Raw genomic sequence first — 26035 nt, 5'->3', positions numbered from 1 at the left:
CAGTGGGCCGCGCGACGTACGGCGGAACGACCACTTGCGCCGTCATCCGGATCACCGTAAGGGTGAGCGGACAGCCCCCCGACCTGGAGTGTGCCCATGCCGCAGATCACCGTCGATTATTCCGAGCCGCTGGACGACACCTTCGACCGCCGCGGCTTCGCCCTCGTTCTGCACCCGCTCGTCGTCGCCACCGTGAACACCCAACTGGCTTCCTGCAAGACCCGGTTCCGCCGGATCGAGGAGACCGTGGTGGGCGACACGGCCACCGGCCGGGCCGTCCTGCACATCGGGATCGCGTTGCTGCCCGGCCGGACGGCCGAGGTGAAGGCGGAACTCTCCGCGGCCGTGCTCGACCTGGTGGGCCAGTACGTCAAGCCCGCCGACGGCGTGGAGCTGCACACCTCCGTCGAGGTACGCGACCTGGAGGCGTCCTACCGCAAGCGCTGAGCCGTCCCGGGGGCAAGCCCCGAGTGGCCCGAACGCGTAAGCGCGCGGCCCGGGGGAATCCGTATCGCATGACTCTCACCGACCAGCAGGTGAAGCAGGACCGGCCGCGCGCCCGCATCCCGTGGTGGATCAAAGTGCCCGGGGTGATCGCGCTGCTGGTGGCGCTGGTTCTTCTCGGCATCAGGTTCAGCCTGCTGCCGGGACTGGACGACATCTTCGGCGAGGAGACGCACGACCGGACCGGGCCCACCCTCCTGAAGTCCATCCAGGACATGAGCCGCTACGAGGCGACGTCCGGCAACTTCCAGGTCGTCGTCGACCTGGAGAAGGACGCCAAGTTCCTCCCCGACTCGGTCCGCGGGTCACGGACGCTGTACGTCGGCGCGGGCACGGTCGGCGCGTACGTCGACCTCGGCAAGGTCGGCGACAAGCAGGTCACCGTCAACAAGGAGCGCACCGAGGCGACACTGCGGCTGCCGCACGCGCGGCTCGGCAAGCCCGCGATGGACGCGGAGCGTTCGTACGCCGTGTCCAAGCAGCGTGGGCTGCTGGACCGGCTCGGCGACTTCTTCTCCGACAACCCCGCCGACGAGCGCGCCGTGAACCGTCTCGCCGCCCAGCACATCGGCGAGGCCGCCAAGGACAGCGAACTGACCGGCCGCGCGGAGAAGAACACCACCAGCATGCTCCAGGGCCTGCTGCACTCGCTCGGCTTCAAGGACGTCACCGTCCTCTACGGCGACGCCAAGCGCTGAGCGGGCACCTGCGGCGCGAGAGCGAGGAGCCGGGCGGCGAGATCCCCGAAAGGGCCGTCGGCCGGCTCGTCCACGAAGATCCCCAGCACGATCCCGGCCATCTCGTCGTTGTAGGCGGCGCTCACCGCGGCCAGCGCCGCGAAGTCGTGCACCAGCTGCAACTCCAGCTCACCGCGCGGAATCCGCCGCCCGTCCAGCCAGATCAGCGCCGTCGACTCGGCGAGCGACACCCAGGACCGCACGACCATCGCGAGACGGGCCGGCGGCTCAGTGACGTCGAGGTGCGAGAGGATCTGCTCGTACGCGGCCTGCCGCACCTCGTCGATCATCGCGTTGGTCGTGGAGGAGCCGACGGCCGGGCCGCCGCGCATCAGGGCGGAGAAGCCCGGACCGTGCTCGTCGACGAAGTCGAAGAACCGCCCCATGACCCGCAGCAGCCGCGCCCCGAGGGGCCCATCGCGCGGTTCGACGAACCGCGTGGCCAGCTCGTCGGCGGCCCGCCGCAGCGCCGCCTCGTACAGGCTCTGCTTGCCGGGGAAGTAGTGATAGACCAGCGGACGCGAAATGCCCGCGGCGGCGGCTATCTCGTCGATCGACACCTCGTCGGGCGAGCGGTGGCTGAACAGCTCCAGCGCGACGCTGATCAGCTGCTGCCTGCGCTCCTCGACGCCCATCCTGCGGCGTACCCCGGTCGTCATACGAACAGCGTAACCGCCGGTGTCGCGGCTGCCTCCTACAGATCGAGAACCAGCCGCTCGCCGCGGGCCCGCGAGACGCAGATCAGCATCGAGTCGTCGCGCTCCGCGTCGGTCAGCAACTCGTCACGATGATCGATCTCGCCCTCCAGGACGCGCTGTTGGCAGGTGCCGCAGAAACCCTGCTCGCAGGAGTACGAGACGTCTGGCAGCTCCGCGCGGACCGCGGCGAGCACCGTGGTGCCGGGCGCGACGCTCAGCGTGCGACCGCTGCGGCGCAGTTCGAGCTCGAAGGTGCCGCCCGCGCCCGCGGCCGTGCCGGGTGCGAAGCGCTCCAGGTGCGGGGTGGCGCCCTCCGGGAGGCAGGCGGTGACCGCGGCCATCAGGGGCTCGGGGCCGCAGCAGTAGACCGCGGCGGCCCGCGGGGCGCCCGCGAGGAACTCCGGCAGGTCGGGCAGGCCGTCCTCGTCCTCGGCCACCACCACGGCGCGCCCGGGGCCCGCCAGCTTCTCGATCTCTTCGAGGTAGGGCATCGAGGCGCGGCTGCGGCCCCCGTACAGCAGCCGCCACTCGGCGCCCGCCGCCTCCGCGGCCCGCAGCATCGGCAGGACGGGGGTGATGCCGATGCCGCCCGCGACGAAGACGTAGGCGGGGGCCGGGATCAGCGGGAACCGGTTGCGCGGGCCGCGGACTTCGAGCTCCGTGCCCTCGTGGATCTGCTCGTGGACCTCCCTCGAGCCGCCCCTGCCGTCCGCGATGAGGCGCGTCGCGAGGGTGTACGTACTGCGGTCGGCGGGGTCGCCGCACAGCGAGTACTGGCGCACCTGGCCGGACGGCAGCACCAGGTCGACGTGCGCACCGGGCTGCCAGGCGGGCAGGTCGCCCGTGTCGAGCGCCTCCAGCTGCAACTCCACCACGCCTTCGGCCGGTTCGCTGCGCCCGGCGACCAGCAGCCGCACGGTGGAGGGCCGCCGGGCGGGGGTGGCGCGGGCGCCCGACACCGGGGTTTCCAGGGCGGGCAGCGGCCACAGCGGCGAGCGGCCTATGCGGCGGCGCAGGGCGCGCCGGGCGAGCAGTGCGACGCCGGTGGCGACAACGAGCGTGCGGACACGGGGCATGTCAGGAGCCTCCGGGGGCGGTCGTCTCGGCGGCGGTCGCGGCGGGGGAGCTCGCGAGGTACGCCACGGCCTGGGCGGTGCTGCCCTCCTGGGAGGGGTGGTACGTACGACTGAGATAGCGCGGCACGGACCGGATCACCGCGCCGGTGGTCGGCAGCACTCCCTGGCGTCCGCCGCGCAGGAAGTCCCGGAGAGTGGCCTTCCCGTCGAGGAGCGTCGGATCGTTCGCCATGAAGAACCGCATGCCGCGCTGCCACAGGAAGGCCAGTGCGGTGAACGCGGTCGCCCAGGTCCTGGCCCGCCGCCGGTAGCCGCCGTCGACATGCATGAACAGCTCGAAGGCGACGGACCGGTGCTCGACCTCCTCCGCGCCGTGCCAGCGCAGCAGATCGAGCATGGTCGGATCGGCGCCGCGCCGGTCCAGCTCGTCGGCGTTGAGCACCCAGTCGCCGAGGAACGCGGTGTAGTGCTCGATCGCCGCGATGGTCGCGATCCGCTCCATCAGCCACCACTCGCGCGCCTTGCCCGGCGGCAGCGTGCGATCGCCCAGCAGCTTCTCGAAGAGCCAGTCGACCTGCGCGGTGTACGGCGTCGGGTCGAGGCCCTGCTTCTTCAGATGCGGCAGTACGTCGTCGTGGGCCTGGGAGTGCATGGCCTCCTGGCCGATGAATCCGATGACGTCCTCGCGCAGCCGCTCGTCGCGGATGTACGGCAGCACCTGCTGGTAGACGTGCACGAACCAGCGCTCGCCCGCCGGGAGAAGCAGGTGCAGCACGTTGATGGTGTGGGTGGTGGCCGGATCGCCGGGGAGCCAGTGGAGCGGGGTGGCGTCCCAGTCGAAGGAGACGTTGCGGGCCTTGAGGGGAGCCCACTCCGAAACGACCCGGGCCGGCCCCTGCGTATTAGACATGGCGTCAATGTACTGACGGGTAGGTGGTTGGCAACAGGTCTGTGCACGGCATTTCTGGAGCGTCCGAGCTTTCCGGACCCTGCGGGTTTTCGGCCTGTCCGGCGTCGGCGGGCCGAAGTCCGGGGCGAAGTCCGGGGCGGAGTCCCGCAACGTGGCGGCAGCCGCAGCACGGCGGCGGGCGGGGGCGGGCAGGGGCGGGCAGGAGATCGCCCCGCAGGACTCCACCCGTCGCAGGCCCCACCTGCCGCGGGCCCCGCCTACCGCAACGCCCCCACCCGCGTCCCGTCGGCCAGCCGCCCGTCCAGCTCCGCCTCCGCCCCCGCGTCCGCCCGCACCGCCAGCAGATTGCCCCGGCCCGTGCCCTCCACCCCGCCCGAGGTGGTGATCGAGGCGAACTGCTCGCTGCCGGCCGCCAGGACGTACCAGTTGCCGCCCCGCGACTTCCACAGCACACCCGCGAGGACCCGCGGATCCCGTGGACCGCACGCCGGTGAGTGCTCGGCGCGCGCGGCGACCGCACCCGACGCCTCCGGCTTCGCGGACGGCGCCTGGAACTGCGCCAGGACCCGGCTGCCCGGCCCCCGCCAGGTCTCCGCCCGGGTGCAGAGCCAGCTCGCCCTGCCGTTCCCCTCGGGCAGCGTCTGCTCGGCGAACGCCCAGGAGTTCACGCTGCGCACGCCGTGCGACCGCACCGTCGGCAGCAGACAGGCCGTGCGGGCCCAGCGCGTCCGCTCGACGGGCCCCGACACATCGCGCGGCGCCGACGGCGGGCCGGACGTCAGCCGGGCCGGGGTCAGCTCGCCGAGGTCGGTCATCAGCCGCGCCCCCACGTCGTCCCGCAGCTCCAGGGCGTCCCAGGACCGGCAGTCGCGCGCCTGCGCGGGGCTGAGCACCGGGTCGGTCACGCCGTCCGGGGTACGCGCCAGCGCCACCGGGTTCCCGGCCGGGACGAGCAGGTCCCGTACGGACGCCTTGCGCACCCAGGGCGCCGTCAGGTACCGGACGTTGCCGTCGGTGCGGCCGACCACCAGGGCGTTCGCGGCGGCGGCGTCCGCGCTGTCGACGCGCGCGAAGTCGATCGCCGCGCCCGTCGTGGAGGCCCGGGGCTCGGCGTACCGGACGATGCGCAGGCCGTCGTACAGCAGCACGACCCGCACCTTGTCGACATCGCCCGCGAAGAGCAGCTGGGGCGCCCCCATCGGCGGCCCGACCGGGGTGCCGGGGGTCGCGGACGCCTGCACGGAGGGGCCCGGTCTCGCCCAGACGGCGAGGGCGCGGCGCAGCAGGGCGCGGTCGTCGGCCCGGTTGCCACGGGTGGGCCACACGGAGAAGTCGCTGCGGGACGACTGCTTCCACAGGGCGGGGGCGACCCGGACGGTCTTCGCCGGATCCAGGGCTCGCTCGGCCGCCGGATTACGGGCGTAGGCAGGCGCGGCGGCGCCGTCCGGCCCCCAGCCCTCGCCCGGCAGCCCCAGCAGCGCGCCGCACACCACGACGGCCGCCGTCGCGGCGAACGCGGCCTTCGCGTGCTGCCTGCGCCGCATCAGGTCGGTCGGCCTGGCCTGCAGGGAACACGGGTCGAACTCGGAGGACTTCAGCAGCGCCGCCGCGCTCTCGGCGCCCGCCTTGTCGGCGGCGTCGACGCCGTCCGCCTCAGTGAGCGCCGCGTCCGGATCGGCGACCCCGGCGGCGGTGAGGGTCCGTGTCACCTCAGGGTCGGGCAGCCGATCAAGGCCCCGCAGTACGTACGCGGCGCGGCCGGGGCCGGTGAGCGCGGAAAGCCGTTGGTCCAGGGCCAGTTCATCGGCTCCGCCGGAGCGCGGGAACAGCCGCAGCCCCCACACCTGCGGCAGCAGTGGCGGCAGCTGGGACCGCTTGGGCCAGGCCCTGCGGCGCAGTGGCAGCCCGGCCTCCAGGGCCTGGCGCAGCACCTGTCGACGCAGATACGCGTACCCCGGATCGGCCGGGGCCCCCTCGCGGCGACGCGGTGGCGGGACGGCGGCGGAGCCCGGGGTCCGGCCGCGCGGCAGTGAGCGCTGCGCGAGCGCGTGCGCGGTCAGCACCCGGCGGTTGCGGCCCAGGTGCGGCGGCAGCACCAGATACGCCAGCCGCACGAGCCGCGGATAGTGTTCGACGAGCGCGGCCTCGGCCTGCTCGACATCGATGGGCTCGGAAGCAGGGCGGTTGATGACATCCTGTGGGCGCACGTTCAACAGAACGAGCGAATCGTCGGATGGTCACCTCGCGAGGCCCGCCGGCTCCCGAACCCGCCCCGGCCGCGCGGGGATTCAGTCGCCCGCGATGGCCCGACCGGCCGGCCGCCGGTCACTGCGTACGGACTACGGGCGGGGGCGCGGCGGCGGGCGTGGGATGTAGCACTTCGCGCCCCACCGAATGGCCGAAGACGGCACGATGGGGGGATGCGCAATCAAGCCCGACGTGCCCCAGTTGCCGCCTCCGCCCTGGCCGTCCTGGCCCTAGTCGTCACGGGCTGCGGCTCGGGTGACGACGGCGGTGAGCCCGTGCCCGAGACAGCCGGCGGCAGCCTGGAACAGCTGGCCGAAAAGGTGGAGTGCAAGCCCAACATCCAGACGGATGCGGAGGAGCTGCGCCAGGCCAACTGCAAGACCGGCGACGGCCGTTACGTGCTGGCCACTTTCGACACCGATCGCGGACAGCGCGAATGGATCAACGAGGCCAAGAACTACGGCGGCAACTACCTGGTCGGCAGGAAATGGGTCGCGGTGGGCGACCAGAAGGTGGTCACGGCGCTGCGCGGCCAGCTCGGTGGGGATGTGGAGACCTCCTCGCACCACTCCGGTGACGGTGGTGGTGGGGGGAACAAGGAGGACCACTCGGAACACCACGGGAGCTGACCGCGCAGGTTGAGGGACCAACGGCCCCGGGCTTCGACCCCGGGGCCGTTCGTCAGGTTTCTCGGCTGGTGCGCGCTAGTTGCACTGCCGGCCCTCGTTGATGCAGGAGACCACCTCGTCCATCAGGCCCTCGTCGAAGACGTTGATGAAGTCACCGTGGTCGGTGCCCGGCTTGTGCAGCTGCTCCGGGAAGGAGTCGACCGCGAAGCCGGGGCCCGGCGGGACGTCGTACACGATCCGCTGGGTCAGCTGCGGAATGGCCTGGAAGCCATTGGCGCAGGCGCCGTTGTCGTCCGCGAACGCCACATGGGTGCGGTGGTTGGCGCTGTCGGTGTTCTGCCCGTCCCAGCAGCTCTGGAAGTTGAAGGTACGGACGACCTGGCTGCCGTCGGGGCAGATCGGGTACTTGTCCTTCAGCTGCCTGTCCTCGAACCCGGTGCAGCTCCAGGAGGCGTTGGCGTTGGCGTCACCGTTGGTGAACGCCTTGGCGTCACCGGTGATGATGCGCAAGAAGCGGGGCATCGCGGTGACCTGGCCGGCCGGGCTTCCGACGAATTTCAGCTCGACCTCGGAAGGCTGCTGGATTTCGCCGACGTTGCTGTCCTTGCCGCCGCCGTCGACGTTCGCGTCGGCCTCCTGCTGGCCGTTCTGCAGCCGCAGCACGGGCCAGTAGTACGTCGACTTGTCGCCCTGGTTCTGGCACGTCGTGTCGCCGTTGGCGAAGTCGTCGTCGCTGGCGAAGGCGTCGTTGGCCTGATTGCCCACGTAATCGTGCATGTGGTGCGCGCCGTTGCTCACACCGGGGGCAGCGATGACGTTGTCCGAATTGAGCTTCTTGTTTTCGTTCACGCCGCAATCGGTGCTGAATTCACCGTCCGAGGCGCCGCCCTGCTGCTGGGGTGACTGGACGTTCGGCTGGACGGACTGGATGTCGACGAAGTCACCGTCGTTGGGGCCGTTGCCGGCCTGCCCGCCATTACCGCCGTTGCCCTGGCCGCCATCGCCCTGACCAGCGTTGTCGCCGTTGCCCTGGCCGCCGTTCTGACCGCCGTTCTGACCGTCGCCCTGGCCGCCGTCGTTCTGATCGCCGTTGTTCTGGCCACCGTTCTGACCATCGCCCTGGTTTCCGTCGCCCTTCGGCGCGTTGTCATCGGCGCGCATCGAGCACGGAGCGAGCCCTTCGAGGTCTTGGGGGCGGACCTTCTTGCGGTCGAGCGTGGTGGCGATCCGCTGGATGGAGGCCACCCGCTTGCTCTTCAGCGGCCCGAGCACGGTGTTCTGTACGTAGTTCGGATCCTGGGCGATCTGCTGCCTCGAATCGGCGAACTTCTTGTACGCGTCCGTGATCTGGGAATCGATGGCAGCAAGCTCCCGGTCGACCTCCCGGCGGACCGAACGGGGCACCTTGGGCAGCCCGTTCACCACCTCCGGACAGTCGATGGTCGACATTTGCTGGGCGGCGTTCTTGATCTGACCGGATTGGCGCGATTGGCCGGAATTCCAGCCGGAGTGTCCTTCTCCTGCGGAGGCATAGACGTTGGCCGCAAGCAGTCCACCCCCGCCCAGAATCAAAGCGGCCGAGGCGGCAATCGCCCTGTTCGCCAGTTTGGAACGTTTTCTCGTTGCGCGTCGCATGGAACTCCTCTGCTTCGATGCCGGTGGGTGGAAGGGGGTCCCGGCAGGGGGAGAAGCGCTCCGTCCCATACGGATGCCGTTCTCGGGGTGTTCAAACCTCTTCTGAATTCGTAGAAATCTCCATGCGCGAATGGGGCGGATGCGTGGGTACCCGGATCAGTGCTGCTCCGCCCAGGCGAAAGGGGCGAGTTGGGGGTCGAGCGGGGCGTCGGTCATCCGGTTGGCCAGAGTCGACATCGTGTAGACGCCGATGCCCATGACTACCTCCAGCGCGTTCTGCTCGGTGTGGCCGTGCTCCAGGAAGGCGCGCAGGGACGCGTCACCGACGGCGCCGGCCGTCTTGATGACCTCCAGGGTGAATCGCCTTACGGCTTCGATGCGTTCGTCGCGCAGCGGCTGTTGGGCACGCGCCGCTTTGATCAGGCCGGGATCCGCGCCCAGTGCGGTCAGCTTCGCCGTGTGCATCGCGACGCAGACGTGACATCCGTTGCGAGTCGCGACCGTGAGGATGACGATCTCGCGGGCGAGCGGGTCCAGCGTGGTCGACTCGAACATGGCGCTGAGCCGGAGGAAGCCGTCGAGCAGATGTGGGGAGGTGGCGAGGCGCGCGACGGGGGCGGGCAGATAGCCCAGACGTCTGCTGGTCGCCTCCATGGAGTGGCGGGAGGCGGGCGGGGCGGACTCAGGGGTGTGGTCGGGGAAGCGGGTCGCGGGCAAGGGTGGCCCTCTCGGGTAGAATAGACAATGTGATTGACGAAAAGGTAAACCAGATTGTCGAGTTGCGCAATGGCTGACGGCGACGGCCATGAGCTGCCGCTGCTCCTGTTCGCCGGATTCCGCACGCTCATCGACCAGTTGCACACCCAGCTGGCCGATGAGGGCCACCCGGAGGTCCGTCCCGCGTACGGCTTCGCCCTGCAGGCGGTCGGCCGCGACGGCGCGACGGCGGGTGAGGTGGGGCGACGTCTTGGCGTTTCCAAGCAGGCCGCGGGTAAGACGGTCGAGCGGCTGGAGGTCCTCGGCTATGTCGAGCGCGTCGACGACCCGCAGGACGGCCGCCGCAAGCTGGTCCAACTCACACCGCGTGGCATCGACGTGCTGTGGCGCTCGGCCGAGATCTTCGACCGACTGCGGGCGGAGTGGGCCGAGAAGCTGGGGGCGGACCGGGTGGCCGCGCTCGAAGCGGACCTGCGCGAGATGGCGAAGCCGACGAACTTCCGCCTGGACGCTGCGGGTTGGCTGGGCGGGGCGTAAGGCGTAAGAGGTGTCTGCGGTGGGCTTGCCCCTACCCGGCTCCTGCTGCTGAGGCGTGTGCGGCTACCGGGTGGAGGGGAGGCCCGGGGGCTTTCGTTCAGCCCGTCCGGTGTTTGAGGACACGCCCGGAGGCTGCCCCGTTTCGGGAGGGGGTGGGTAGGGGAAAGCGCCGCGGGCGACCTGTGCCCGGTACTCGCATCCGCGCCGCGCATCCGCACCCGGCCGCCGTCCCTCCCCGGCGCGCCCTACCCCTGGACGCCGCCGCCCGTGTCCAGGTAGGCCAGTACCGCGAGCACCCGCCGATTGTCGTCGTCGGAGACCGGAAGCCCGAGCTTCCCGAAGATGTTCGACGTGTGCTTCGCCACCGCCCGCTCCGTGACGAAGAGCTGCCCCGCGATGGCCGCGTTGGACCGCCCCTGCGCCATCAGCTCCATGACCTCGCGCTCCCGGGGGGTCAGGCCGCCCAGCGGCTTGTCCTGGGCCCGCCGGGAAAGCAGCTGGGAGATCACCTGAGGATCCATCGCCGTGCCGCCGGCCGCCACCCGCCGTACCGCGTCGATGAACTGTTCCGCGTCGAAGACCCGGTCCTTGAGCAGGTACCCGATGCCGCCGTTGCCGTCGGCCAGCAGCTCGCGTGCGTACAGCTGCTCCACGTGCTGGGACAGCACCAGCACCGGGAGTCCGGGGCGCGCGCGGCGCGCCTCCAGGGCGCACTGGAGTCCCTCGTCCGTGTGGGACGGCGGCAGCCGGACGTCGACCACCGCGACATCCGGCTCCAACTCGGCCAGTGCGCGGGCCAGTTCGGGCCCGGTCTCCACGGCGGCCAGAATCTCGAAGTCGAAGGCTTCCAGCATGCGCACCAGGCCGTCGCGGAGCAGGAAGAGATCTTCGGCCAGGACGACGCGCAAGGGATGGCTCCATATCCGCGGTGGCTCGGTGCAGGCGGCGGCAGCCGCGACCTGATGTCGTCACATTACTCGGGCACGCGCACGGCAGCGGCTCAAAGCCCCCCGGTCACTCCAGCCCCACCGGCCACGCCGGGTGTCGTCCTCCGGAGCAGCTCTCAGAGCAGCGTGCACGGGATCTCCATCGTCACCCGGGTCGGCCCGCCCGCGGGGCTGCTCACGGCCAGCACCCCGTCGAACGCCCCGAGCCGTCGCTCGATGCCGCTCAGCCCCGAACCCGCCCCGACGGTGGCCCCGCCCCGCCCGCCGTCGTCCACCGAGAGCCGCAGCATGCCGTCCGCGTGATGGATGTCGACCCGCACCCGGTCGGCCCCGGAATGTTTCACCGCGTTGGTGAGCACCTCGCTGACCGCGAAGTACGCCGCTGACTCCACCGGGGCCTCCGTCCGCCCCGCCATCCGCACCGCCACCTCGGACTCGATGGGCAGCCGCAGCGCCAACGCCCTTACCGCGTCGCCCAGTCCGCGCTCCGCGAGCACCGGAGGATGAATACCGCGTACGAGATCACGCAGCTCGGTCAGGGCCTCGGCCGAGGACTCGCGGGCCATCGCGATCAGCTTCTTGGCCTGCGCCGGGTCCTTCTCGATGAGCGACTCGACGGTGGAGAGGTTCATGCCCATGGCGACCAGCCGCGCCTGCGCACCGTCGTGCAGATCCCGCTCGATGCGCCGCAGCTCACTGGCCGATGCGTCCACAGCGTCGTGCCGCGTCTCGGTGAGGTGGTCGATGCGCTGCGCGAGCGACCGGCGTTCGGTGGGGGCGAGCAGCGACTTGGCGAGCGTGAAGTGGGCGTGCAGGAGCGCGGGGTTGTAGCGCATGGCCGCGGTGAAGAGCCCCAGACCCAGAACGAGGGCGGCCAGGGCGGTCGGCCGGTTGTCGACAGGAACGAACCCGTACCAGTACGGCCCGCCCTCGGCGAAGACCCGCCACAGACCCGCGACCAGCACGACACTCTGCGCGGCGTACGCGATCAGCGCGCCGGGCAGGACCGCCGTGACGCAGCCGGCCGTCATGTCGACCAGCAGCCACAACAGGTCCCGCCAGGTCGCCGGGTCCTTCAACATCAGGGTGCACCGCTCGACCCGGCCGGTCACACCGGTGCGCAGGTCGGCGGGGAAGGGGCGGTACGGCACGGGGATCCGTACGCCCGACCACTCGGCGGCCAGCAGCCGCCGGTTGTTGGCGTGCGCGCGGACCGCGGTCAGGACGCCCGGGGTGGTGAAGACGCCGACCCCGATCACGATCAACGCGATCGACACGACCGTGAACACGAAGAGCACAGTCGAGCCGACGAGCGTCATGAGCGTCAGTGCCAGACCTCTTGCTCCGGCCAGCAGTGAGCCCCGCATTTTTGACGCGTCCATCGTGGTCTGCCCTCTCATCGGCGGCCCGTCCCCCGGGCACGGCCCCAGTCTCGTTGTTCCGGCCCGTCAGGGGCATCGGATATCCACCCCGCGAAACGGCGGAAACGGGGGACGCGCCCCGTGCCTTCGCGGCGCCGACGACCACCGGCACAGCTGTGTCCTGCACCTATGCCCCACGGGCAGTCCGGGGATGGCAGCATGTGCGGACCATGACGGACTCCCGGTCGCCGATGCGCGCCCTGCGAGCCGCACTTTTTGCGGCGGTGTGCGTCATGGCGGCGGCAATGGGGCATTCGTTCACATCCAGGCATGAAGTTCCGGTTCCGGGACTGCTGGTCGCCTTCGCGATCACCGCGGGCAGCGCCTGGGCCGCCGGCCACCGGCAGCGCGGAGTCCTCACCATCGGCGGCGGGCTCCTCGCCGTGCAGGGAGCACTGCACCTGATCTACGGCACGGCGCAGGGCTCGGGCGGTCACCACACCGGGCCCGCGCCGCACGACGCGGCGATGGACCAACTGGCGATGGACCAGGCGGCCATGGACCACGGGGCCACCGTCGCGGCGCTCACCCAGTCGCCCGGCTCCTCGCTGTCGATGACCCTCGCCCACCTCGCCGCGGCGCTGATCTGCGCCCTGTGGCTGGCCCGCGGCGAAGCCGCCTTCTTCCGTCTCGCGTACGCCCTCGGGACACTCGCCTTCACCCCGCTGCGGCTGCTGCTCGCCGTCGTCCGTGTCCCCGGCCTGCCACGCTCCGTACGGCCTCGGGGGCGGCGCGCGCCCCGCCGCCACGGCCGAGGAGCCGTCCTGGCGCACACCCTGTCGCGGCGCGGGCCGCCGCGGGCGCCCGTACCCCGCGCCACGGCCCCCGCACCCCTCACCGTCCGACCGCGAGTCTGTCCGACCGCGTGACCAGGGGGCCGCTTCCCCCTGCCACCTTTCGACGATTCCGAGGACACCCATGGCCATCGACGATCCCGTACAGCCGGTACAGCGGGCGGACACCGACCCCGCGCCGACGACCGAGCAACGCCGGAGCACCTGGAGCGCGCTGCGCCCCCTCGCCCTGCGCATGCACTTCTACGCGGGCCTGCTGATAGCCCCGCTGCTGCTGGTCGCCGCCGCCAGCGGGCTGCTCTACTCGCTCTCCTACCAGGCGGAGAAGTTCCTCTACAGCCATGAGCTGCAGGCCCCGGTCGGCGAGCGCGTCCTGCCGGTCGGCGAGCAGCTCGAAGCCGCCCGCGAAGCCCACCCCAAGGGCACGGTGACCGCGGTCTGGCCGTCCTCCGAGGAGGGCGCGACGACCCGGGTGCTGATGACGACGCCCGAGGTCGAGGAGGGCAAGTCGCTCGCCGTCTTCGTCGACCCGTACACCGCGCGGGTACGCGGTGAGCTGGCCAGTTACGGAAGTTCGGGTGCCCTGCCGCTGCGGACCTGGCTCGACGAACTCCACCGCGACCTGCACCTGGGCGACGTCGGCCGCCACTACAGCGAGCTCGCCGCCAGCTGGCTGTGGGTGGTCGCGCTGGGCGGCCTGCTGCTGTGGCTCGGACGCAGGCGCTCGCAGCGCGGCGGGGCCCGTGGGCTGCTGGTGCCCGAGCGCGGCGCGACCGGACGGCGCAGGACCCTCTCCTGGCACGGCTCGATCGGACTATGGGCGGTGATCGGGCTCGTACTGCTCTCGGCGACCGGACTGACCTGGTCGCGGTACGCCGGCGAGAACATCGGCGCGGTCAAGGACCAGCTCGGTGGCGCCACCCCGGCCGTCTCGGCGGCGCTCACCGAGGGCGGCGGGGCCGGCGGCGAGCACGAGGGCCACGGCGGAGGCGGCGAGCACAAGGGCATGCTGGGGATGGACGTAGGCATCGACAACGCGCTGGCGGCGGCGAGCCAGGCGGGCGTGGACGGGCAGCTGTCGGTGATCCTGCCGACCGAGGGCACCGGCTACGTCGTCAAGGAGACGGACACCAACTTCCCCGTCCACCTCGACTCGGTCGCCGTCGACCCGGCCAACGGCCTGGTGATCGACGAGGTGCGCTTCGCCGACTATCCGATGCTCGCCAAGCTGACCCGCTTCGGAATCGACGCCCACATGGGCGTCTTCCTGGGCCTGGCCAACCAGCTCGCCCTGGCCGCTCTCGCGCTCGCACTGATCCTGATGATCGTCTGGGGCTACCGGATGTGGTGGCTGCGCAGGCCGACCAAGGAGCGCAGGACCGGCGTGGGCCGGCCGATGCCGCGCGGCGCCTGGCGCACGGTGCCGGTCACGGCGCTGCTGCCGCTGACCGCGATCACCGCGCTGGCGGGCTGGTTCGTGCCGTTGCTCGGCATCAGTCTGCTGGTGTTCCTGGCCGTGGACGGGACCCTGGGGCTGGTGTCCCGGGCCCGGGACCGCGCGGCCTGACCCACGGTGAGGCTGTGCGTACGCGTACGCACAGCCTCACCGTTCCTCGTGCCGCACAGGCAGTACGGGCTTTACGGGGCGTACTTGTAGCCGACCCGGCGCACCGTCTGGATGGTGTGCCGGTGCTCGGCGCCCAGCTTGCGACGCAGCCGCGCGACATGCACGTCGACGGTCCGGCCGTCGCCCACATGCCCGTAGCCCCACACGGTGGTCACCAACTGGTCGCGGGTGTGCACCCGGTGGGGGTGTGCCACCAGGTGGGCCAGCAGCTCGAATTCGAGGTACGTCAGATCCATCGGCTGCCCGTCCACGGCGGCGGTGCGGTCCACCCCGTCGATCCGCACGGGCCCGGGGAGAGCGGTGTCGTCCGGGACGGAGACGGGAAGCGGCCCGGCGCCGGGGACCTGACCGGGGACGGAGTACTGATCGGCCGGTACGAGCACCAGGTAGCCGATCATCGGCGGCCGGCCCGGCAGGGTGGGCAGCGTGTGCTGCGGCGCCGGCAGCCAAGTGGCGCCCGGCGGCAGGAAGTCCGCCACGTCGAAGGGCCGGTCGGCGCGGACCACCTCGTCCCGGTCGACCGCCCTCAGCCGGTGACGGCCCGCGGGGACCGGGGGCCGGGGCAGGCGCTGATTGACGGACGGAGCGGTGGCGGCGGTCGCAGCGGAGAAGGTACGGGGATTCGCCATGAGAGGTCAGCTCTTTCGCGCAGAGGAGTCGTCGAGGGACGTACTACGTCGTGCGCGCGGACCGAAGGCCGGTGTTGAGCGGCTTTAGAGGGCCTGCGCGTTCGTCGCGCGACAACACACTCGGTCGAAGTCGTGATGCTGACGGGAGGGCCAGAAGGGCTCGAGGTCGCTGCGACCCGTCGCGGTGTTCTGGAAGCTGGCCATGGGGACCATTGAAGCAGATGAACGGCGTCCACAGCAGAGAAGGTGCCCGGCCGCACAGTGGGGGACAGGGCGCACGGAGGGGGCGCCCGCCGAACGGGCGGGCGCCCCCTGCGTGCTGTGGGACCGGATCAGAGCTGGTCCGCCTTCTCCAGAGCGGTGCAGCAGGTGTCGACGATCAGCCGCGTCACGACGTACGGGTCGACGTTCGCGTTGGGGCGCCGGTCCTCGATGTAGCCCTTCTTGTCCTGGCCGACCTGCCACGGGATACGGACGGATGCGCCGCGGTCGGACACGCCGTAGCTGTACTCGTTCCACGGGGCGGTCTCGTGCAGCCCGGTCAGCCGGTCGTCGATGCCCGCGCCGTAGTGCTTGACGTGGTCCATCGGCTTCGAGCCCTCGCCCAGCGACTCACAGGCGGTGATGATCGCGTCGTACCCCTCGCGCATCGCCTTCGTCGAGAAGTTGGTGTGCGCGCCCGCGCCGTTCCAGTCGCCCTTCACCGGCTTCGGGTCGAGCGTCGCGGAGACGTTGAAGTCCTCGGCGGTGCGGTACAGCAGCCAGCGGGCGATCCACAGCTGGTCGGCGACGTCCAGCGGCGCCACCGGGCCGACCTGGAACTCCCACTGACCGGGCATGACCTCGGCGTTGATGCCGGAGATCGCGAGACCCGCGGTCAGACAGTGGTCGAGGTGCTTCTCGACGATCTCGCGCCCGAAGATCTCGTCGGAGCCGACACCGCAGTAGTAGCCGCCCTGCGCGGCCGGGAAGCCACCCACCGGGAAGCCGAGCGGGCGGTCGCCGTCGAAGAAGGTGTACTCCTGCTCGATGCCGAAGATCGGCTCCTGCCCCGCGAACTGCTCGGCGACCGGACGCAGCAGCGCACGCGTGTTGGACTCGTGCGGCGTCATGTCGATGTTCAGGACCTCGCACATGACGAGCACATCGCCGTTTTCGGGGCTGCGGATCGGGTCCGGGCAGGCGAAGACCGGCTTGAGCACGCGGTCGGACGCGTGACCCACGGCCTGGTTGGTGCTGGATCCGTCGAAGCCCCAGATGGGCAGGTCGTCGACGCCTGCGGCGGAGCCCGTCATGATCTTCGTCTTCGAGCGAAGCTTGGCGGTCGGTTCGGTGCCGTCGATCCAGATGTACTCGGCCTTGAAGGTCACGGACGCCATCCTTTGGGGTGCTACGGGTACCGACGTTTGTGGGTGCAGCTTGGCAACCCGCGATTTCCCGGCCGTTGCCCGACTGTGAACCCCGTGTTACAGGCGTTGTTCATGTGGTCACGCCGGGCGTCGGCCGGCGCCCGGCGGACGCGGGCACTTCGTATACGGAAATGGTTCCGTGGACCGCGATGGTTCGCCCGGCCGTCCGGATCCGGCCGGATCGACCCGGGTGCGCCCTCCGCGTGGCGCCCTGCCCGCCGGCTCAGGCCCCGTGCCGCGTTGCCCCGGCGCCCGACACGATCACCGGCCGTGGCGGGTCGTGCCGTCGGGTTTTCGACGTCGGACACCCGGGCGGGCAGACTGGCCGGCATGAGCGAATCGTTGATCAAACCGCGTATCGGACTCCTCGGCACCGGCCCGTGGGCGGCCCGCACCCAGGCGCCCGCACTGGCCGCCCACCCGGACGTCGAGTTCGTGGGGGTGTGGGGCCGCAGGCCCGAGGCCGCCGGTGAAATCGCCGTCGCCCACGGCGTCACGGCGTACGACGACGTCGACGCGCTCTTCGCCGCGTGCGACGCGGTCGCCGTCGCCCTGCCGCCCGACGTACAGGCGCCGCTGGTGATACGGGCCGCCGCCGCCGGATGCCATGTGCTGCTCGACAAGCCCGTCGCGACGACGGTGGCGGGGGCCCGCGAGGTCGCCGAGGCGGTGGACAAGGCGGGGGTGTCGAGCGTGGTGTTCTTCACGCTGCGGTTCGCCCCGGACACGGCGCACTGGATCGGCGAACAGGCCGGTCTGGACGGCTGGTTCACCGCGCACGCCCGGTGGCTCGGGTCGCTCTTCTCGGCGGACTCGAACAGCCCGTACGCCGCCTCGCCGTGGCGCGGTCAGAAGGGCGCGCTGTGGGACGTGGGACCGCATGTGCTGTCCGTGCTGCTGCCGGTGCTCGGCGATGTCACGGCGGTGACCGCGGCGCCGGGGCCCGGAGACACCGTCCATCTTGTCCTGGGGCACGCGTCCGGGGCATCGAGCTCGGCGACGCTGAGCCTGAGCGCCCCGGCGGCTGCGCTGGGCGCCGGCGGGGCGGGCATCGAACTGCGGGGCGAGCCCGGCGTGGCCGAACTCCCCGCCTGGGGCGACAGCGTCGGGGCGTTCGGCGCGGCCGTCGATGCACTGCTGCGCGGCATGCACACCGGGGCCGGGCACCCGTGCGACGTGCACTTCGGGCTGCGGGTCACGGAAATTCTCGCCGATGCGGAGGCACAGCTGGGGCGCTGAGCGGGACGTTGTCAGCGCCCGCGCTCACGACCTCGGGGGCCATGGTGCGCGGGCTCCCGACGCCCCGCGACTCCGCCTCCGGCGTTGTGGTCGCTCGACGACGCTCCATTGCCCCCGAGGTCGTTACTCTTCGATCAGTGTTCGAAACTGTCCGGAGGCCGCGATGACGCGCACCACACCACCACGTCCCGTTGACGTCGAAGCGTTCTTTCCCGAGCTGGCCGCCCTGCGCCGGGACGCGGTGCGGCTGCATCCGCGGGCGGGCGACCCGGGGATCGGGGACAGCTCGGTGGGCGGCCCCCTGCTGTGGCCCGAGGACGAGGCCTGGCCGCGCTGCGACGAGGCGCATCTGCCGGTCGCGTTCGACACCCCGGAGTCCGAGCCGGTGCCGCTGGTGCCGGTCCTCCAGCTGTACGCCGCCGATGTTCCCGACCTGCCGTATCCGGCGGGCAGCGATGTACTCCAGGTGCTGTGGTGTCCGTTCGAGCACGAGCCCCAGTACGCGCCGCGCCCCCGGCTCCGCTGGCGCTCCTCGGCGGTGGACACACCGCTGGTACTGGACGCGCCCCGGCCGGTCGGCGCTCCGGACGACCATGTGCCGGACGCGTGTGTGGTGCACCCCGAGCGCATCACCGAGTATCCGAGCTGGGACCTGCCGCCCGAGCTGTCCGAGACGCTGCGCGAGCGCTTCGATCAGCTGGAGGGCCAGACCGGTTGGGCGTACCAGCGCCATCTGTCCGTGGCAGGCGGCATCAAGACGGGCGGGTACCCGGACTGGACACAGGAGGCGGACTGGCCCGACTGCGCGGGCTGCCACCGGCGCATGGAGCATCTGCTGACCGTGAGCAGCGTGGAGTTCGACGGCGCGTCCTGGCGGAGCTGGCTGCCCGAGGAGGACCGGCCCAAGGAAGGGACGGTCCTCGACCTGCCCTTCGAGGAGCGGATGGCGGTGCAGTGCGCACCCGGGCTGATGCTGGGGGACATGGGCGGGATCTACATATTCGAGTGCCTGCACTGTCCCGACAGACCGAGTGCGTACCGCTTCGACTGCTCTTGAGACTCCGCCTGCCGGGAGGCCTTCAACTGCTCGTCAGGCAGGGCGCTCGTGACGCAGTGCGCCTGGCGCCGCTGCCCGTGAGCGCTGCGCAGTGCGTCTGCTCCGGGGCGCAGGGTCAGCCGACCCGCTCGATCCGGGCCTTGCGGATCAGGAACTTGCCGGGCTCACGGACCTGCTCGAAGGCGGCGTCGTTCAGCAGGGCGCAGCTGCCGGAGGTCGCCGTGACGTCCACCGTTGTGGACTTGTCGTTGTCCAGGTTGGTGACCTTCAACTGGGTCCCCACGGGGAACTGGTTGCTGGACGCGGCGGGGGCACCGGCCTCACCTGAGAGGGTCACGGTCGACCCGGCACACACGACCTCGCCGCCGGCCCCGGTCTGACCGCCCCCGGCCTCCGCACCTCCGGCGTCGCCGCCACCCTCGGCGGGCGGCGCGGGCGGAGTCGCCTCCCCGGCCGGCGGCTGCGCTTCGGCGGGCGGCTGCTCCTCGGCCGGTGGCTGCGCGGCTCCCGCGTCGCCGCCTCCCGCGTCGCCGTCTGACGCGTCGCCGACCTCACAGCCCGACGCCTCCTGCTGGACCTTGATCTGCTTGATGACCGCTTCCCGGTTGGCGATCCGCGCCTCCGACTGGGCATCGGGATTGGCACGCTGCCCCGCTATGAACTGCTCGTTGTTGCTCAGCGCGGTCGTCAGCCCGTCGCAGGCCACCGAAGCCTGGCTGGTGCCCGTCATGATCACGGCGGTACCGCCGACCAGTGCGGCGGCGCCCAGCAGCAGGGCGGCCTTCTTCTTCCGGCTGAGGGTCTTCTTGCGCGACACGGGCGACTCCTGTCCTCGGGGGCGGTGTGTCATGAACTACGGACCGCGGACGGGTTCGTCTCAGCCGTCACAGCAGCAACTTCCGTACCAAAGGCGCCGATGAGTCCCGCCGGCTGCGCAATTGACCCACGATTCGTATGAGAAAATGCACCCTGCGGCCGGTCGCCCGGGCCCGTAGATTGCAGTCATGACAACGACAGAGATCAAGCGCCTCAACTTCGCCAAGTCGGCCCCCAAGGCCTTCAAGGCCGTGATCGGCCTGGACGCCGCCGCCCGTGAGGGCCTCGACCCCGCGCTGGTCGAGCTGGTGCAGATCCGTTCCTCGCACCTCAACCACTGCGCGTACTGCCTCCACATGCACACCTCGGACGCCCGGAAGGCGGGCGAGAGCGAGGAGCGACTGCACATGGTCGCCGTATGGAAGGAAGCCGCCCATTTCTACTCGGCCAGGGAGCAGGCGGCCCTCGCCCTCACCGACGCGGTCACGCTGATCGCGGACGGCGGGCTGCCGGACGAGATCTACGCACGGGCCGCCGCGCACTTCGAGGATGAGGAACTGGCCCAGCTCATCGCCCTGATCCTCGCGATCAACACCTGGAACCGCATCGCCCTGGCCACCGCGAAGATCGCGGGCGAGGACGAGCGCGTCTCCTGAGCGGGCTCCCTGGGCGACCACCCCGACCGAGCACCGTGACCTGGCTCCCGTGGCGGAGGCCCCGGCCGCGCACCGGACCTGGCTCCTGCGGCCGAGGCCCCGGCCGCGATCCTGACCGCCGGGGTCAGCGTGACATCGCGTCCCGTACCGCCTCGTCCGTGCGCCCCACCACGGCCGTCCCGTCGTCCGCGGTGATGATCGGCCGCTGGATCAGCCGGGGGTGCTCGGCCAGCGCCGCGATCCAGCGGTCGCGCGAACCGGCCTCCCGCGGCCAGTCCTTCAGGCCGAGCGCCTTCGCGTCCGCCTCCTGGATGCGCGTGATGTCCCACGGTTCGAGCCCGAGGCGGCCGAGCACCGCACGGATCTCGTCCGGCGACGGCGGGTCGTCGAGGTAGCGGCGGACGGTGTACTCGGCGCCCTGCGCGTCGAGCAGCTCCACCGCGCCGCGGCACTTCGAACACGCGGGATTGATCCAGATCTCCATACCGCCAACGGTACGGCAGCCGGGTCCGCAAAGCCCGCCTGGCCAGGGCCGATTGTCAGTGGTAGGTCGTAAAATGGAGACAGTTCCCAAGGGTTCCACCACCGCGCCAGGAGGTTGCCGATGTCCGTTGCCGCATTGACGACGATGACCCTTCCGCTGCAGTTCGAGCAGCCCTTGCCGAAGAAGCCGCTGCCCGCGGGCAGGCCCCGCGAGTGGTACGTGTCCCACAACCGCCGCCTCAAGGCCATGCGCCTGGCCATCGCCCTGCTCGACTCGGGCGTCCACCACCCGGCGCATGCCGACAACCTCACGATCCGAGCGACCGCCGAGCGCATAGGGATCCATCCACCGTCCGACATCACCTGCCGCATGGTCCGGGCCCTGATCCGCTACGGCCGCTGACCGGAATCCAGGCACCGGCCGGGCCGTGCGGCCCGGCCGGCACCGATCGAGTGCGGGTGACGCCTCCGGCGAGCCGGAGGCGTCACCCGCCTCGGCGCCCGGCCCTCGAAACGGACCAGTTGGCGACCGCCAGGACGGGGCCATGGCCGGGCCGCCTGACCTGCCATCAACTAGGCGGTTTGCCAGGGGCTTTGGCCTGCGTGGGTCCCTGGTGAAGGGAATTTCATTAGGCAAGTCAGTTGTCGGGTTCGATGTTGTCGGGACTTTGGCGCAGGGATCTCAGCTGTCGAAGGTGTGGGTGGCTTCGCCGGGAGGCGCGGTACAGAATGGTTCTGTCCCTACCTCCGTGCCACAGTCCTCGCACGTCCGGATCTCAATCGTTTGTTCCTCGTTGAGTTGGCCGGGAGGAAAGTCGATGTAGCCGCAGCGCGGGCAGTCGACAAACTGGCGGAACTTCTTATGCTTCCCGTACTCCTGGTTGCTCTCCGTCGTCATGGTGCGAGCCGCGCACGCCCGTACGGCTGGTGTCGTCGGTTGGCGGGGCACCCGCGAGATGCACTGTGCCGTAGAGCCACTGCCCTTAACTTAAGGGCAGTGGCTCTACCGGACGGGGCCATAACACGGCCGGACTTTACCGAGGCCCGCGCCAACTTACGGTTACCGCGTTGCGGTGGCCAGTGCCGCGCGGATGGCGTCCTCGCTGACCGGCTGGCCCTTCTCGTCCGAGGTCGGCCCGTACGGGGTCCCCCACACCGGCGTGTCCGTCGCCTGCCGCCAGCTATCGGCCAGCGGTCCCGCGTCCACCACGCTGTACCCGATGGATTCGATGAATTCGGTCACCGCCGCCTTCGCCGATGCGGAGTCCCCGGCGATCGGCAGGTAGGAGCGGTCGACCGCCCCCGCCGGGCGGCCGAGTGACAGCAGGTGCTTGAAGAAGATGTTGTTGAACGCTTTCACCAGCACGGCGTCCGGGATGTACCGCAGAAGCAGCTCGCTCGAGGTGAGCGACTTGCTGTCGAGCTCGGGGATGTGCCCGTCACGTTCGGGGCCGTAGTTGCACGTGTCGATGACCGCCTTCCCGGCCAGTGGCGCGGCGGGCAAGTTGGGGAAGGCCTTGACCGGCACTGTGACCACGACGATGTCACCGGCCGCCGCGGCCTCCCCGCTCGTCGCCGCGGACGCCCGCGGCCCCAGTTCCGCGGCCGTGTCCGCGAGCGTTTGGGGACCGCGTGAGTTGCTGAGCACGACCTGGTGCCCGGCCTCGACGGCGAGCCGCGCGATGGTACTGCCGATGTATCCGCTTCCGATGAATCCCACAGTCGTCATATTGTCAGCGTCCCTCCAGAAGAGCCGAACCCTTGTCATTTGCCGGGCTCGTTGCGATTCGGGTCCCTGCCGTCAGCTGGCGGAGAAGTAATGGCCGTTGTCCAAATCGGCGAGCAGGCTGGGCTGAGCGGGTTCCCAGCCGAGGGCCTGGCGGGTGATGAGGTTGGACGCCGGGTAGTTCTGCGTGACTATGTTCGCGAGGAACCCAAAGTATCCCGGCACCATCAGTACGTCCGCGGGAATGCTCACGACGGGCAGGCCCAGACGGCTGCCAATGGCCTCGGCGATCTCGCGGAACGGGATGGCCCCGTCCCCAACCGCGTGCCAGTATTTGCCAGCCGGCCCCTTCTCCAGCGCCAAGCGGAACAAGGAGGCGACATCGCGGGTGCGCACGGCGTTCCACAAGTTCGCGCCGTCTCCGGGGTAGCCAACGACGCCCTTCTCCTTCGCGAGCGCGATGAGCGTGGGGAGGAAGCCGGTACGGTCGGTCGTGCTGTGCGAGATGTTGGCAATCCGCACGACCGAAGACCGCACTCCCCGCCCAGCGAGGCCGATTACGGCGGTTTCCACGACGTTACGAACCCGCAGGGTGCCCTTGTACTCATCGCCGCCGGGAAGGGCCGGGTCCTCCTCGGTGGCCGGCCGGCCCAGGTGCTGCCCGGGCGAGCCAATGCTCCCCGCTGCGACCAGCGGCTTTCCGGTTCCCGCCAGTGCCTCGCCGTACGCGAGCATGATCGGGAGCTCCGCGGCGGTCACGGCGTCGATCCCGCCGGACGGAAGCAGGTCTTGCCGGTGCGCGACGTGGATGACGCCGTCGGAGTCCGAGGCCGCCTCCTTGAGCCCGTCGAGATCCTGGAGGTCCCCGCGGCGCACCTTCGCGCCGAGCGCGGACAGCGCCGCCGCGGCCGTGTCCGATCGGGCCAGGCCGGTGACCTCGTGCCCGGCGGCGATGAGCTCGGGGACGATGTACGAACCGGAATGGCCGGTCCCGCCAGTGACGAAAACGCGCATGCTACTGGTCCTTGTGATTGATGTGGCGCGAGAAGTGGTGGTGCGGGCGCGCTCAGGCAGAAGTGTTGACGCCGAGGGTGAAGTTGAAGCTCCCCGCGCCATAGCGGCCCAGGCCGATCATCACCAGGCCCGTTCCCTCCAGCCAGCGCGCCATTCCCAGGGGGCCGGTGTCCATCGGCCGCAGCCCGAGGCTCTTGATGAATGCCGACACAGTCGCCTTGGCCTCGGCGTCGTCGCCGGCGATGAGCACGTCCAGCGGGTTGCCCTGCGCCAGCATGTGACCGAAGACGGTGTTGAACGCCTTCACGACGTGCGCGCCGGCGGGGGCGACCTTGGCGATCTCCTGCGCGCCGGAACTGTCGTCGGGGGTGACAAGGCCCTGGGAATCGGGGGAGACGGGGTTGGTGATATCGATGATGACCTTGCCGTGCAGTGCGTCCCCGTACTCGCTGACCACCGCCGCCGCGCTGGCGTACGGCATGGCGAGGATAACGATGTCCCCGGCCGGGGCGGCGCCGGCCGTCCCGACAGTGGCGCCGCCGAGCGCGGCGGCCAATTCCTTGGCCTTGGCCGGGTCGCGGCCGATGATCTCGACGGCGTTGCCGCCGGCGAGCGCCCGGTCGGCCAGGGCGCCGGCCATGTTCCCCAGGCCGATAATGCTGATGCTGCTCATTGGTGTGCCTGCTTTCTGGAGCTGGATAGGACGCCATGCCTACCCCGTCGTTGTTAACGGTCGTGTCGTCGACGCCGTCGAATGACGCGATGGTCGGCGCTCAATTCCTGATGTGCTCATTCTGGGCCTGGGCCCTGCTAGCAAGTTCCGCTGGCGAATTCTTATGCCGAATTCGCTCCGACCCCCTTAGGTACCTATTCAGGTTGCCATTGGCCTGAGTGGGTGTCCAAGACTTCTTTCAGCCGTGGTGATACCCTGGAGGCATCACCGGACCGGGAGGCGCCATGGATCTGGACCTGCGCAAACTGCGTTACTTCGTCGCCTTGGCCGACCAGTTGCACTTCGGCCGCGCCGCCGATGAGCTACATATCGCGCAGCCGGTGCTCAGTCGGCAGATCCGCGCGCTCGAGCAGGATCTCGGCGCCTCGCTGTTCACCAGGGATCGCCACGGCGTAGCGCTGACCGACGCGGGCCGACAACTGCTGGCCGACGCCGGTCCGCTGCTCGCCTCCGCGCACGCGGTCCGCCGCCGGGTGACCGTGGCCGCGCGCGGCAGCCAGCGGCTGATGGTCGGCTTCCGGGCAGGCATTGCGGTCATCCCGGCGGCGCGGGCGTTCGAGGCCCGGCACCCGGACGTGGTCGTGGACGTGCAGCGGATCGAATGGGACGACCAGGCCACGATGCTGCTCGACGGCCGCATCGACGTCGGCTATGTGCGGCTGCCCATCGACGAGGCGGGCCTGCGCGTCGCCCCGCTGTACACCGAGCCGCGGGTGGTGGTGCTGCCCGCCGGCCACCGGTTGGCCGGCAAGGAAGAGGTCACCGAGGCAGACCTGGCCGGCGAACCGCTGGTCTGGCATGCCGACCCGAGCACGCAACCCACCAGGCGCCCGCACCCTAACGCCGGGTACCTGGTGCGTGGAGTGGACGAGACGCTCGAGCATGTCGCGGCCGGCCGGGGCATCTCGTTCCTGGCCCGTTCGGCGACCGTGTTCTACTCACATCCGGACGTCATCTATGTGCCCATCCCGGATCTGGCGCCCGACCAGGTGTGCCTCGCGGTGGCGGCATCGCGCACCTCGCCGCTGGTCGACGACTTCTTCACCGCGGCTCAGGCGACGGCCGAGATCACGGCAGAATGTGGGAACTATGAAATGTGGCAGCTTGGAAGCGATGCCGTTTCAAAGCACGGTTGAGCAGTCCGACTGACAACAGCAGCGCCGGCAGAGGGCGGCGTTCTCGTAGCCCAGGTCGGTCAGGGTGGGGATGTCCACAATGGTGGCGAGCCGGTCGAGGGCGTCGATCAGGCCGTGGTCGCGGGCGCACGTGGTGTCGTGCTCGCGGTCGGCCCGGACCGCGGAGACCCAGATCGGCCAGCCGTCCGGGGCCGAGATGGCCTGCGCGTTCCCGCCGTGGTGCTGGTGTTTCCCGGACCACCAAAGATCCGCTTTGTTCGGGCCGGGGGCGGCGACGCGGCCGGTGCGGATGACAGTGCCGTCCAGGTTGAGATGGGTATACCCGGCCGTGCCGCTCGTTCCAACGCGGTGGACAGATCCGGGGCATGGTCGGCGAGCGCGGTGAGCCCCTCGTGCAGGTAGGTGACTGTGCTCAGCATGGGCGTGCCTTCCCGACCGCGCCGCAACGCAGGTCTACTCGGTGACTTCTCGATCAATCACCTGGGAAGGTACGCCCTTCGCGCGCTCCCGAGGCTGATCCACAAGTCCTGAGCATGGCTCCACCGACGACCGGCAGGGCGCGCGCCGGGCCCGGCCCCATCGGTCGCCAACCGGCCGTTTCCCACTTCTTCCGCGGGTGGCCTGGCGGTGCGACGAAGGGTTCAACTAGGTTACCAGT

Annotated in this window: 26 protein-coding genes and 1 pseudogene; 11 read left to right on the top strand and 16 right to left on the bottom strand. The window is 70.7% G+C overall.

Annotated features, from left to right (window positions below):
• Positions 1-96 precede the first annotated feature (96 nt).
• The gene (locus tag ACLLJJ_RS08880) at positions 97-447 is read left to right on the top strand and encodes a 5-carboxymethyl-2-hydroxymuconate Delta-isomerase (protein WP_434588730.1); all 351 of its coding nucleotides are present in this window, start codon (positions 97-99) and stop codon (positions 445-447) included.
• A 68-nt stretch (positions 448-515) separates the two neighbouring features.
• The gene (locus tag ACLLJJ_RS08875) at positions 516-1202 is read left to right on the top strand and encodes a DUF4230 domain-containing protein (protein WP_434588729.1); all 687 of its coding nucleotides are present in this window, start codon (positions 516-518) and stop codon (positions 1200-1202) included.
• Here the strand turns inward: ACLLJJ_RS08875 and ACLLJJ_RS08870 are convergent.
• The 4 genes from ACLLJJ_RS08870 to ACLLJJ_RS08855 all read right to left on the bottom strand — a co-directional run bounded on the left by ACLLJJ_RS08870 (position 1181) and on the right by ACLLJJ_RS08855 (position 6132).
• The gene (locus ACLLJJ_RS08870) at positions 1181-1900 is read right to left on the bottom strand and encodes a TetR/AcrR family transcriptional regulator (RefSeq protein ID WP_434588728.1); all 720 of its coding nucleotides are present in this window, start codon (positions 1898-1900) and stop codon (positions 1181-1183) included. The two genes, ACLLJJ_RS08875 and ACLLJJ_RS08870, sit on opposite strands and share 22 nt — an antisense overlap.
• A gap of 35 nt (positions 1901-1935) precedes the next feature.
• Positions 1936-3015, bottom strand: coding sequence for a PDR/VanB family oxidoreductase (locus tag ACLLJJ_RS08865; protein WP_434588727.1), 1080 nt, complete (start codon positions 3013-3015; stop codon positions 1936-1938).
• 1 nt (position 3016) lies between these two features.
• A complete protein-coding gene (locus ACLLJJ_RS08860) occupies positions 3017-3925 on the bottom strand; it encodes a metal-dependent hydrolase (RefSeq protein ID WP_434588726.1) in 909 nt (302 codons plus the stop codon).
• Positions 3926-4182: 257 nt separating this feature from the next.
• The gene (locus ACLLJJ_RS08855) at positions 4183-6132 is read right to left on the bottom strand and encodes a hypothetical protein (RefSeq protein ID WP_434600347.1); all 1950 of its coding nucleotides are present in this window, start codon (positions 6130-6132) and stop codon (positions 4183-4185) included.
• A gap of 213 nt (positions 6133-6345) precedes the next feature.
• Here ACLLJJ_RS08855 and ACLLJJ_RS08850 point away from each other — a divergent pair, with 213 nt between their 5' ends.
• The gene (locus tag ACLLJJ_RS08850) at positions 6346-6801 is read left to right on the top strand and encodes a hypothetical protein (RefSeq protein ID WP_434588725.1); all 456 of its coding nucleotides are present in this window, start codon (positions 6346-6348) and stop codon (positions 6799-6801) included.
• A 75-nt stretch (positions 6802-6876) separates the two neighbouring features.
• Here ACLLJJ_RS08850 and ACLLJJ_RS08845 read toward each other — a convergent pair whose 3' ends face one another.
• A complete protein-coding gene (locus tag ACLLJJ_RS08845; protein ID WP_434588724.1) occupies positions 6877-8436 on the bottom strand; it encodes a DUF1996 domain-containing protein in 1560 nt (519 codons plus the stop codon).
• Positions 8437-8592: 156 nt separating this feature from the next.
• Positions 8593-9153, bottom strand: coding sequence for a carboxymuconolactone decarboxylase family protein (locus ACLLJJ_RS08840; protein WP_434588723.1), 561 nt, complete (start codon positions 9151-9153; stop codon positions 8593-8595).
• Between the two features lie 69 nt (positions 9154-9222).
• Between ACLLJJ_RS08840 and ACLLJJ_RS08835 the strand changes: the two genes are divergently transcribed.
• Entirely contained in the window at positions 9223-9690 is a 468-nt protein-coding gene (locus ACLLJJ_RS08835) for a MarR family winged helix-turn-helix transcriptional regulator (RefSeq protein ID WP_434588722.1), read from the top strand.
• Between the two features lie 245 nt (positions 9691-9935).
• On the opposite strand, the gene ACLLJJ_RS08830 is transcribed toward ACLLJJ_RS08835, so the two are convergent.
• Together ACLLJJ_RS08830 and ACLLJJ_RS08825 are read right to left on the bottom strand one after the other, a co-directional pair.
• Entirely contained in the window at positions 9936-10598 is a 663-nt protein-coding gene (locus ACLLJJ_RS08830) for a LuxR C-terminal-related transcriptional regulator (protein ID WP_434588721.1), read from the bottom strand.
• A 155-nt stretch (positions 10599-10753) separates the two neighbouring features.
• Positions 10754-12019, bottom strand: coding sequence for a sensor histidine kinase (locus tag ACLLJJ_RS08825; RefSeq protein ID WP_434600346.1), 1266 nt, complete (start codon positions 12017-12019; stop codon positions 10754-10756).
• Between the two features lie 209 nt (positions 12020-12228).
• On the opposite strand from ACLLJJ_RS08825, the gene ACLLJJ_RS08820 reads away from it, so the two are divergent.
• A complete protein-coding gene (locus ACLLJJ_RS08820; protein WP_434588720.1) occupies positions 12229-12927 on the top strand; it encodes a hypothetical protein in 699 nt (232 codons plus the stop codon).
• Positions 12928-12976: 49 nt separating this feature from the next.
• Positions 12977-14419 (top strand): PepSY-associated TM helix domain-containing protein, encoded by a 1443-nt coding sequence (locus tag ACLLJJ_RS08815; RefSeq protein ID WP_434588719.1) that lies wholly within the window; start codon positions 12977-12979, stop codon positions 14417-14419.
• Between the two features lie 71 nt (positions 14420-14490).
• Here ACLLJJ_RS08815 and ACLLJJ_RS08810 read toward each other — a convergent pair whose 3' ends face one another.
• Together ACLLJJ_RS08810 and glnII are read right to left on the bottom strand one after the other, a co-directional pair.
• Entirely contained in the window at positions 14491-15108 is a 618-nt protein-coding gene (locus ACLLJJ_RS08810; protein ID WP_434588718.1) for a winged helix-turn-helix domain-containing protein, read from the bottom strand.
• 332 nt (positions 15109-15440) lie between these two features.
• Positions 15441-16478, bottom strand: a complete 1038-nt coding sequence (gene glnII / locus ACLLJJ_RS08805) for a glutamine synthetase (RefSeq protein ID WP_434588717.1) — start codon at positions 16476-16478, stop codon at positions 15441-15443.
• Positions 16479-16847: 369 nt separating this feature from the next.
• Here glnII and ACLLJJ_RS08800 point away from each other — a divergent pair, with 369 nt between their 5' ends.
• Complete coding sequence (locus ACLLJJ_RS08800) at positions 16848-17756, top strand: Gfo/Idh/MocA family protein (protein WP_434588716.1); 909 nt, start codon at positions 16848-16850, stop codon at positions 17754-17756.
• A 163-nt stretch (positions 17757-17919) separates the two neighbouring features.
• Positions 17920-18813, top strand: a complete 894-nt coding sequence (locus ACLLJJ_RS08795; protein WP_434588715.1) for a DUF1963 domain-containing protein — start codon at positions 17920-17922, stop codon at positions 18811-18813.
• Between the two features lie 115 nt (positions 18814-18928).
• On the opposite strand, the gene ACLLJJ_RS08790 is transcribed toward ACLLJJ_RS08795, so the two are convergent.
• Entirely contained in the window at positions 18929-19630 is a 702-nt protein-coding gene (locus ACLLJJ_RS08790) for a hypothetical protein (protein ID WP_434588714.1), read from the bottom strand.
• 187 nt (positions 19631-19817) lie between these two features.
• Here ACLLJJ_RS08790 and ACLLJJ_RS08785 point away from each other — a divergent pair, with 187 nt between their 5' ends.
• Entirely contained in the window at positions 19818-20285 is a 468-nt protein-coding gene (locus ACLLJJ_RS08785; RefSeq protein WP_434588713.1) for a carboxymuconolactone decarboxylase family protein, read from the top strand.
• 124 nt (positions 20286-20409) lie between these two features.
• Here ACLLJJ_RS08785 and ACLLJJ_RS08780 read toward each other — a convergent pair whose 3' ends face one another.
• Positions 20410-20769, bottom strand: coding sequence for an arsenate reductase family protein (locus tag ACLLJJ_RS08780; RefSeq protein WP_434588712.1), 360 nt, complete (start codon positions 20767-20769; stop codon positions 20410-20412).
• A 120-nt stretch (positions 20770-20889) separates the two neighbouring features.
• Between ACLLJJ_RS08780 and ACLLJJ_RS08775 the strand changes: the two genes are divergently transcribed.
• Positions 20890-21171 carry a hypothetical protein gene (locus ACLLJJ_RS08775; RefSeq protein WP_434588711.1) on the top strand — a complete coding sequence of 94 codons (282 nt, stop codon included), beginning with the start codon at positions 20890-20892 and terminating at the stop codon, positions 21169-21171.
• Positions 21172-21828: 657 nt separating this feature from the next.
• On the opposite strand, the gene ACLLJJ_RS08770 is transcribed toward ACLLJJ_RS08775, so the two are convergent.
• The 3 genes from ACLLJJ_RS08770 to ACLLJJ_RS08760 all read right to left on the bottom strand — a co-directional run bounded on the left by ACLLJJ_RS08770 (position 21829) and on the right by ACLLJJ_RS08760 (position 24181).
• Positions 21829-22488 (bottom strand): NADPH-dependent F420 reductase, encoded by a 660-nt coding sequence (locus ACLLJJ_RS08770; protein ID WP_434600345.1) that lies wholly within the window; start codon positions 22486-22488, stop codon positions 21829-21831.
• 81 nt (positions 22489-22569) lie between these two features.
• Positions 22570-23508, bottom strand: a complete 939-nt coding sequence (locus ACLLJJ_RS08765; RefSeq protein WP_434588710.1) for an SDR family oxidoreductase — start codon at positions 23506-23508, stop codon at positions 22570-22572.
• A 52-nt stretch (positions 23509-23560) separates the two neighbouring features.
• Positions 23561-24181, bottom strand: coding sequence for an NADPH-dependent F420 reductase (locus ACLLJJ_RS08760; RefSeq protein WP_434588709.1), 621 nt, complete (start codon positions 24179-24181; stop codon positions 23561-23563).
• A gap of 284 nt (positions 24182-24465) precedes the next feature.
• Here ACLLJJ_RS08760 and ACLLJJ_RS08755 point away from each other — a divergent pair, with 284 nt between their 5' ends.
• Entirely contained in the window at positions 24466-25377 is a 912-nt protein-coding gene (locus ACLLJJ_RS08755; protein WP_434588708.1) for a LysR family transcriptional regulator, read from the top strand.
• A 36-nt stretch (positions 25378-25413) separates the two neighbouring features.
• Here ACLLJJ_RS08755 and ACLLJJ_RS08750 read toward each other — a convergent pair.
• Positions 25414-25781, bottom strand: a pseudogene (locus ACLLJJ_RS08750) (transposase family protein); the annotation flags it as partial.
• Between the last annotated feature and the right edge of the window lie 254 nt (positions 25782-26035).

The sequence above is a fragment of the Streptomyces sp. A5-4 genome (genome assembly GCF_051131715.1).
Classification (GTDB): Bacteria; Actinomycetota; Actinomycetes; order Streptomycetales; family Streptomycetaceae; genus Streptomyces.
This window is presented reverse-complemented; position numbering and strand designations above follow the sequence as displayed.

What these genes read in the sequence shown, in the direction of transcription:
- ACLLJJ_RS08800 (WP_434588716.1), top strand. Translation starts at nt 16,848, where the DNA reads ATGAGCGAATCGTTGATCAAACCGCGTATCGGACTCCTCGGCACCGGC.
- ACLLJJ_RS08820 (WP_434588720.1), top strand. Translation starts at nt 12,229, where the DNA reads ATGACGGACTCCCGGTCGCCGATGCGCGCCCTGCGAGCCGCACTTTTT.
- ACLLJJ_RS08765 (WP_434588710.1), bottom strand. Translation starts at nt 23,508, where the DNA reads ATGCGCGTTTTCGTCACTGGCGGGACCGGCCATTCCGGTTCGTACATC.
- ACLLJJ_RS08810 (WP_434588718.1), bottom strand. Translation starts at nt 15,108, where the DNA reads ATGGCGAATCCCCGTACCTTCTCCGCTGCGACCGCCGCCACCGCTCCG.
- ACLLJJ_RS08880 (WP_434588730.1), top strand. Translation starts at nt 97, where the DNA reads ATGCCGCAGATCACCGTCGATTATTCCGAGCCGCTGGACGACACCTTC.
- ACLLJJ_RS08850 (WP_434588725.1), top strand. Translation starts at nt 6,346, where the DNA reads ATGCGCAATCAAGCCCGACGTGCCCCAGTTGCCGCCTCCGCCCTGGCC.
- ACLLJJ_RS08775 (WP_434588711.1), top strand. Translation starts at nt 20,890, where the DNA reads ATGTCCGTTGCCGCATTGACGACGATGACCCTTCCGCTGCAGTTCGAG.
- ACLLJJ_RS08755 (WP_434588708.1), top strand. Translation starts at nt 24,466, where the DNA reads ATGGATCTGGACCTGCGCAAACTGCGTTACTTCGTCGCCTTGGCCGAC.
- ACLLJJ_RS08815 (WP_434588719.1), top strand. Translation starts at nt 12,977, where the DNA reads ATGGCCATCGACGATCCCGTACAGCCGGTACAGCGGGCGGACACCGAC.
- ACLLJJ_RS08870 (WP_434588728.1), bottom strand. Translation starts at nt 1,900, where the DNA reads ATGACGACCGGGGTACGCCGCAGGATGGGCGTCGAGGAGCGCAGGCAG.
- ACLLJJ_RS08780 (WP_434588712.1), bottom strand. Translation starts at nt 20,769, where the DNA reads ATGGAGATCTGGATCAATCCCGCGTGTTCGAAGTGCCGCGGCGCGGTG.
- ACLLJJ_RS08760 (WP_434588709.1), bottom strand. Translation starts at nt 24,181, where the DNA reads ATGAGCAGCATCAGCATTATCGGCCTGGGGAACATGGCCGGCGCCCTG.
- ACLLJJ_RS08860 (WP_434588726.1), bottom strand. Translation starts at nt 3,925, where the DNA reads ATGTCTAATACGCAGGGGCCGGCCCGGGTCGTTTCGGAGTGGGCTCCC.
- ACLLJJ_RS08785 (WP_434588713.1), top strand. Translation starts at nt 19,818, where the DNA reads ATGACAACGACAGAGATCAAGCGCCTCAACTTCGCCAAGTCGGCCCCC.
- ACLLJJ_RS08875 (WP_434588729.1), top strand. Translation starts at nt 516, where the DNA reads ATGACTCTCACCGACCAGCAGGTGAAGCAGGACCGGCCGCGCGCCCGC.
- ACLLJJ_RS08825 (WP_434600346.1), bottom strand. Translation starts at nt 12,019, where the DNA reads ATGGACGCGTCAAAAATGCGGGGCTCACTGCTGGCCGGAGCAAGAGGT.
- ACLLJJ_RS08845 (WP_434588724.1), bottom strand. Translation starts at nt 8,436, where the DNA reads ATGCGACGCGCAACGAGAAAACGTTCCAAACTGGCGAACAGGGCGATT.
- ACLLJJ_RS08835 (WP_434588722.1), top strand. Translation starts at nt 9,223, where the DNA reads ATGGCTGACGGCGACGGCCATGAGCTGCCGCTGCTCCTGTTCGCCGGA.
- ACLLJJ_RS08865 (WP_434588727.1), bottom strand. Translation starts at nt 3,015, where the DNA reads ATGCCCCGTGTCCGCACGCTCGTTGTCGCCACCGGCGTCGCACTGCTC.
- ACLLJJ_RS08795 (WP_434588715.1), top strand. Translation starts at nt 17,920, where the DNA reads ATGACGCGCACCACACCACCACGTCCCGTTGACGTCGAAGCGTTCTTT.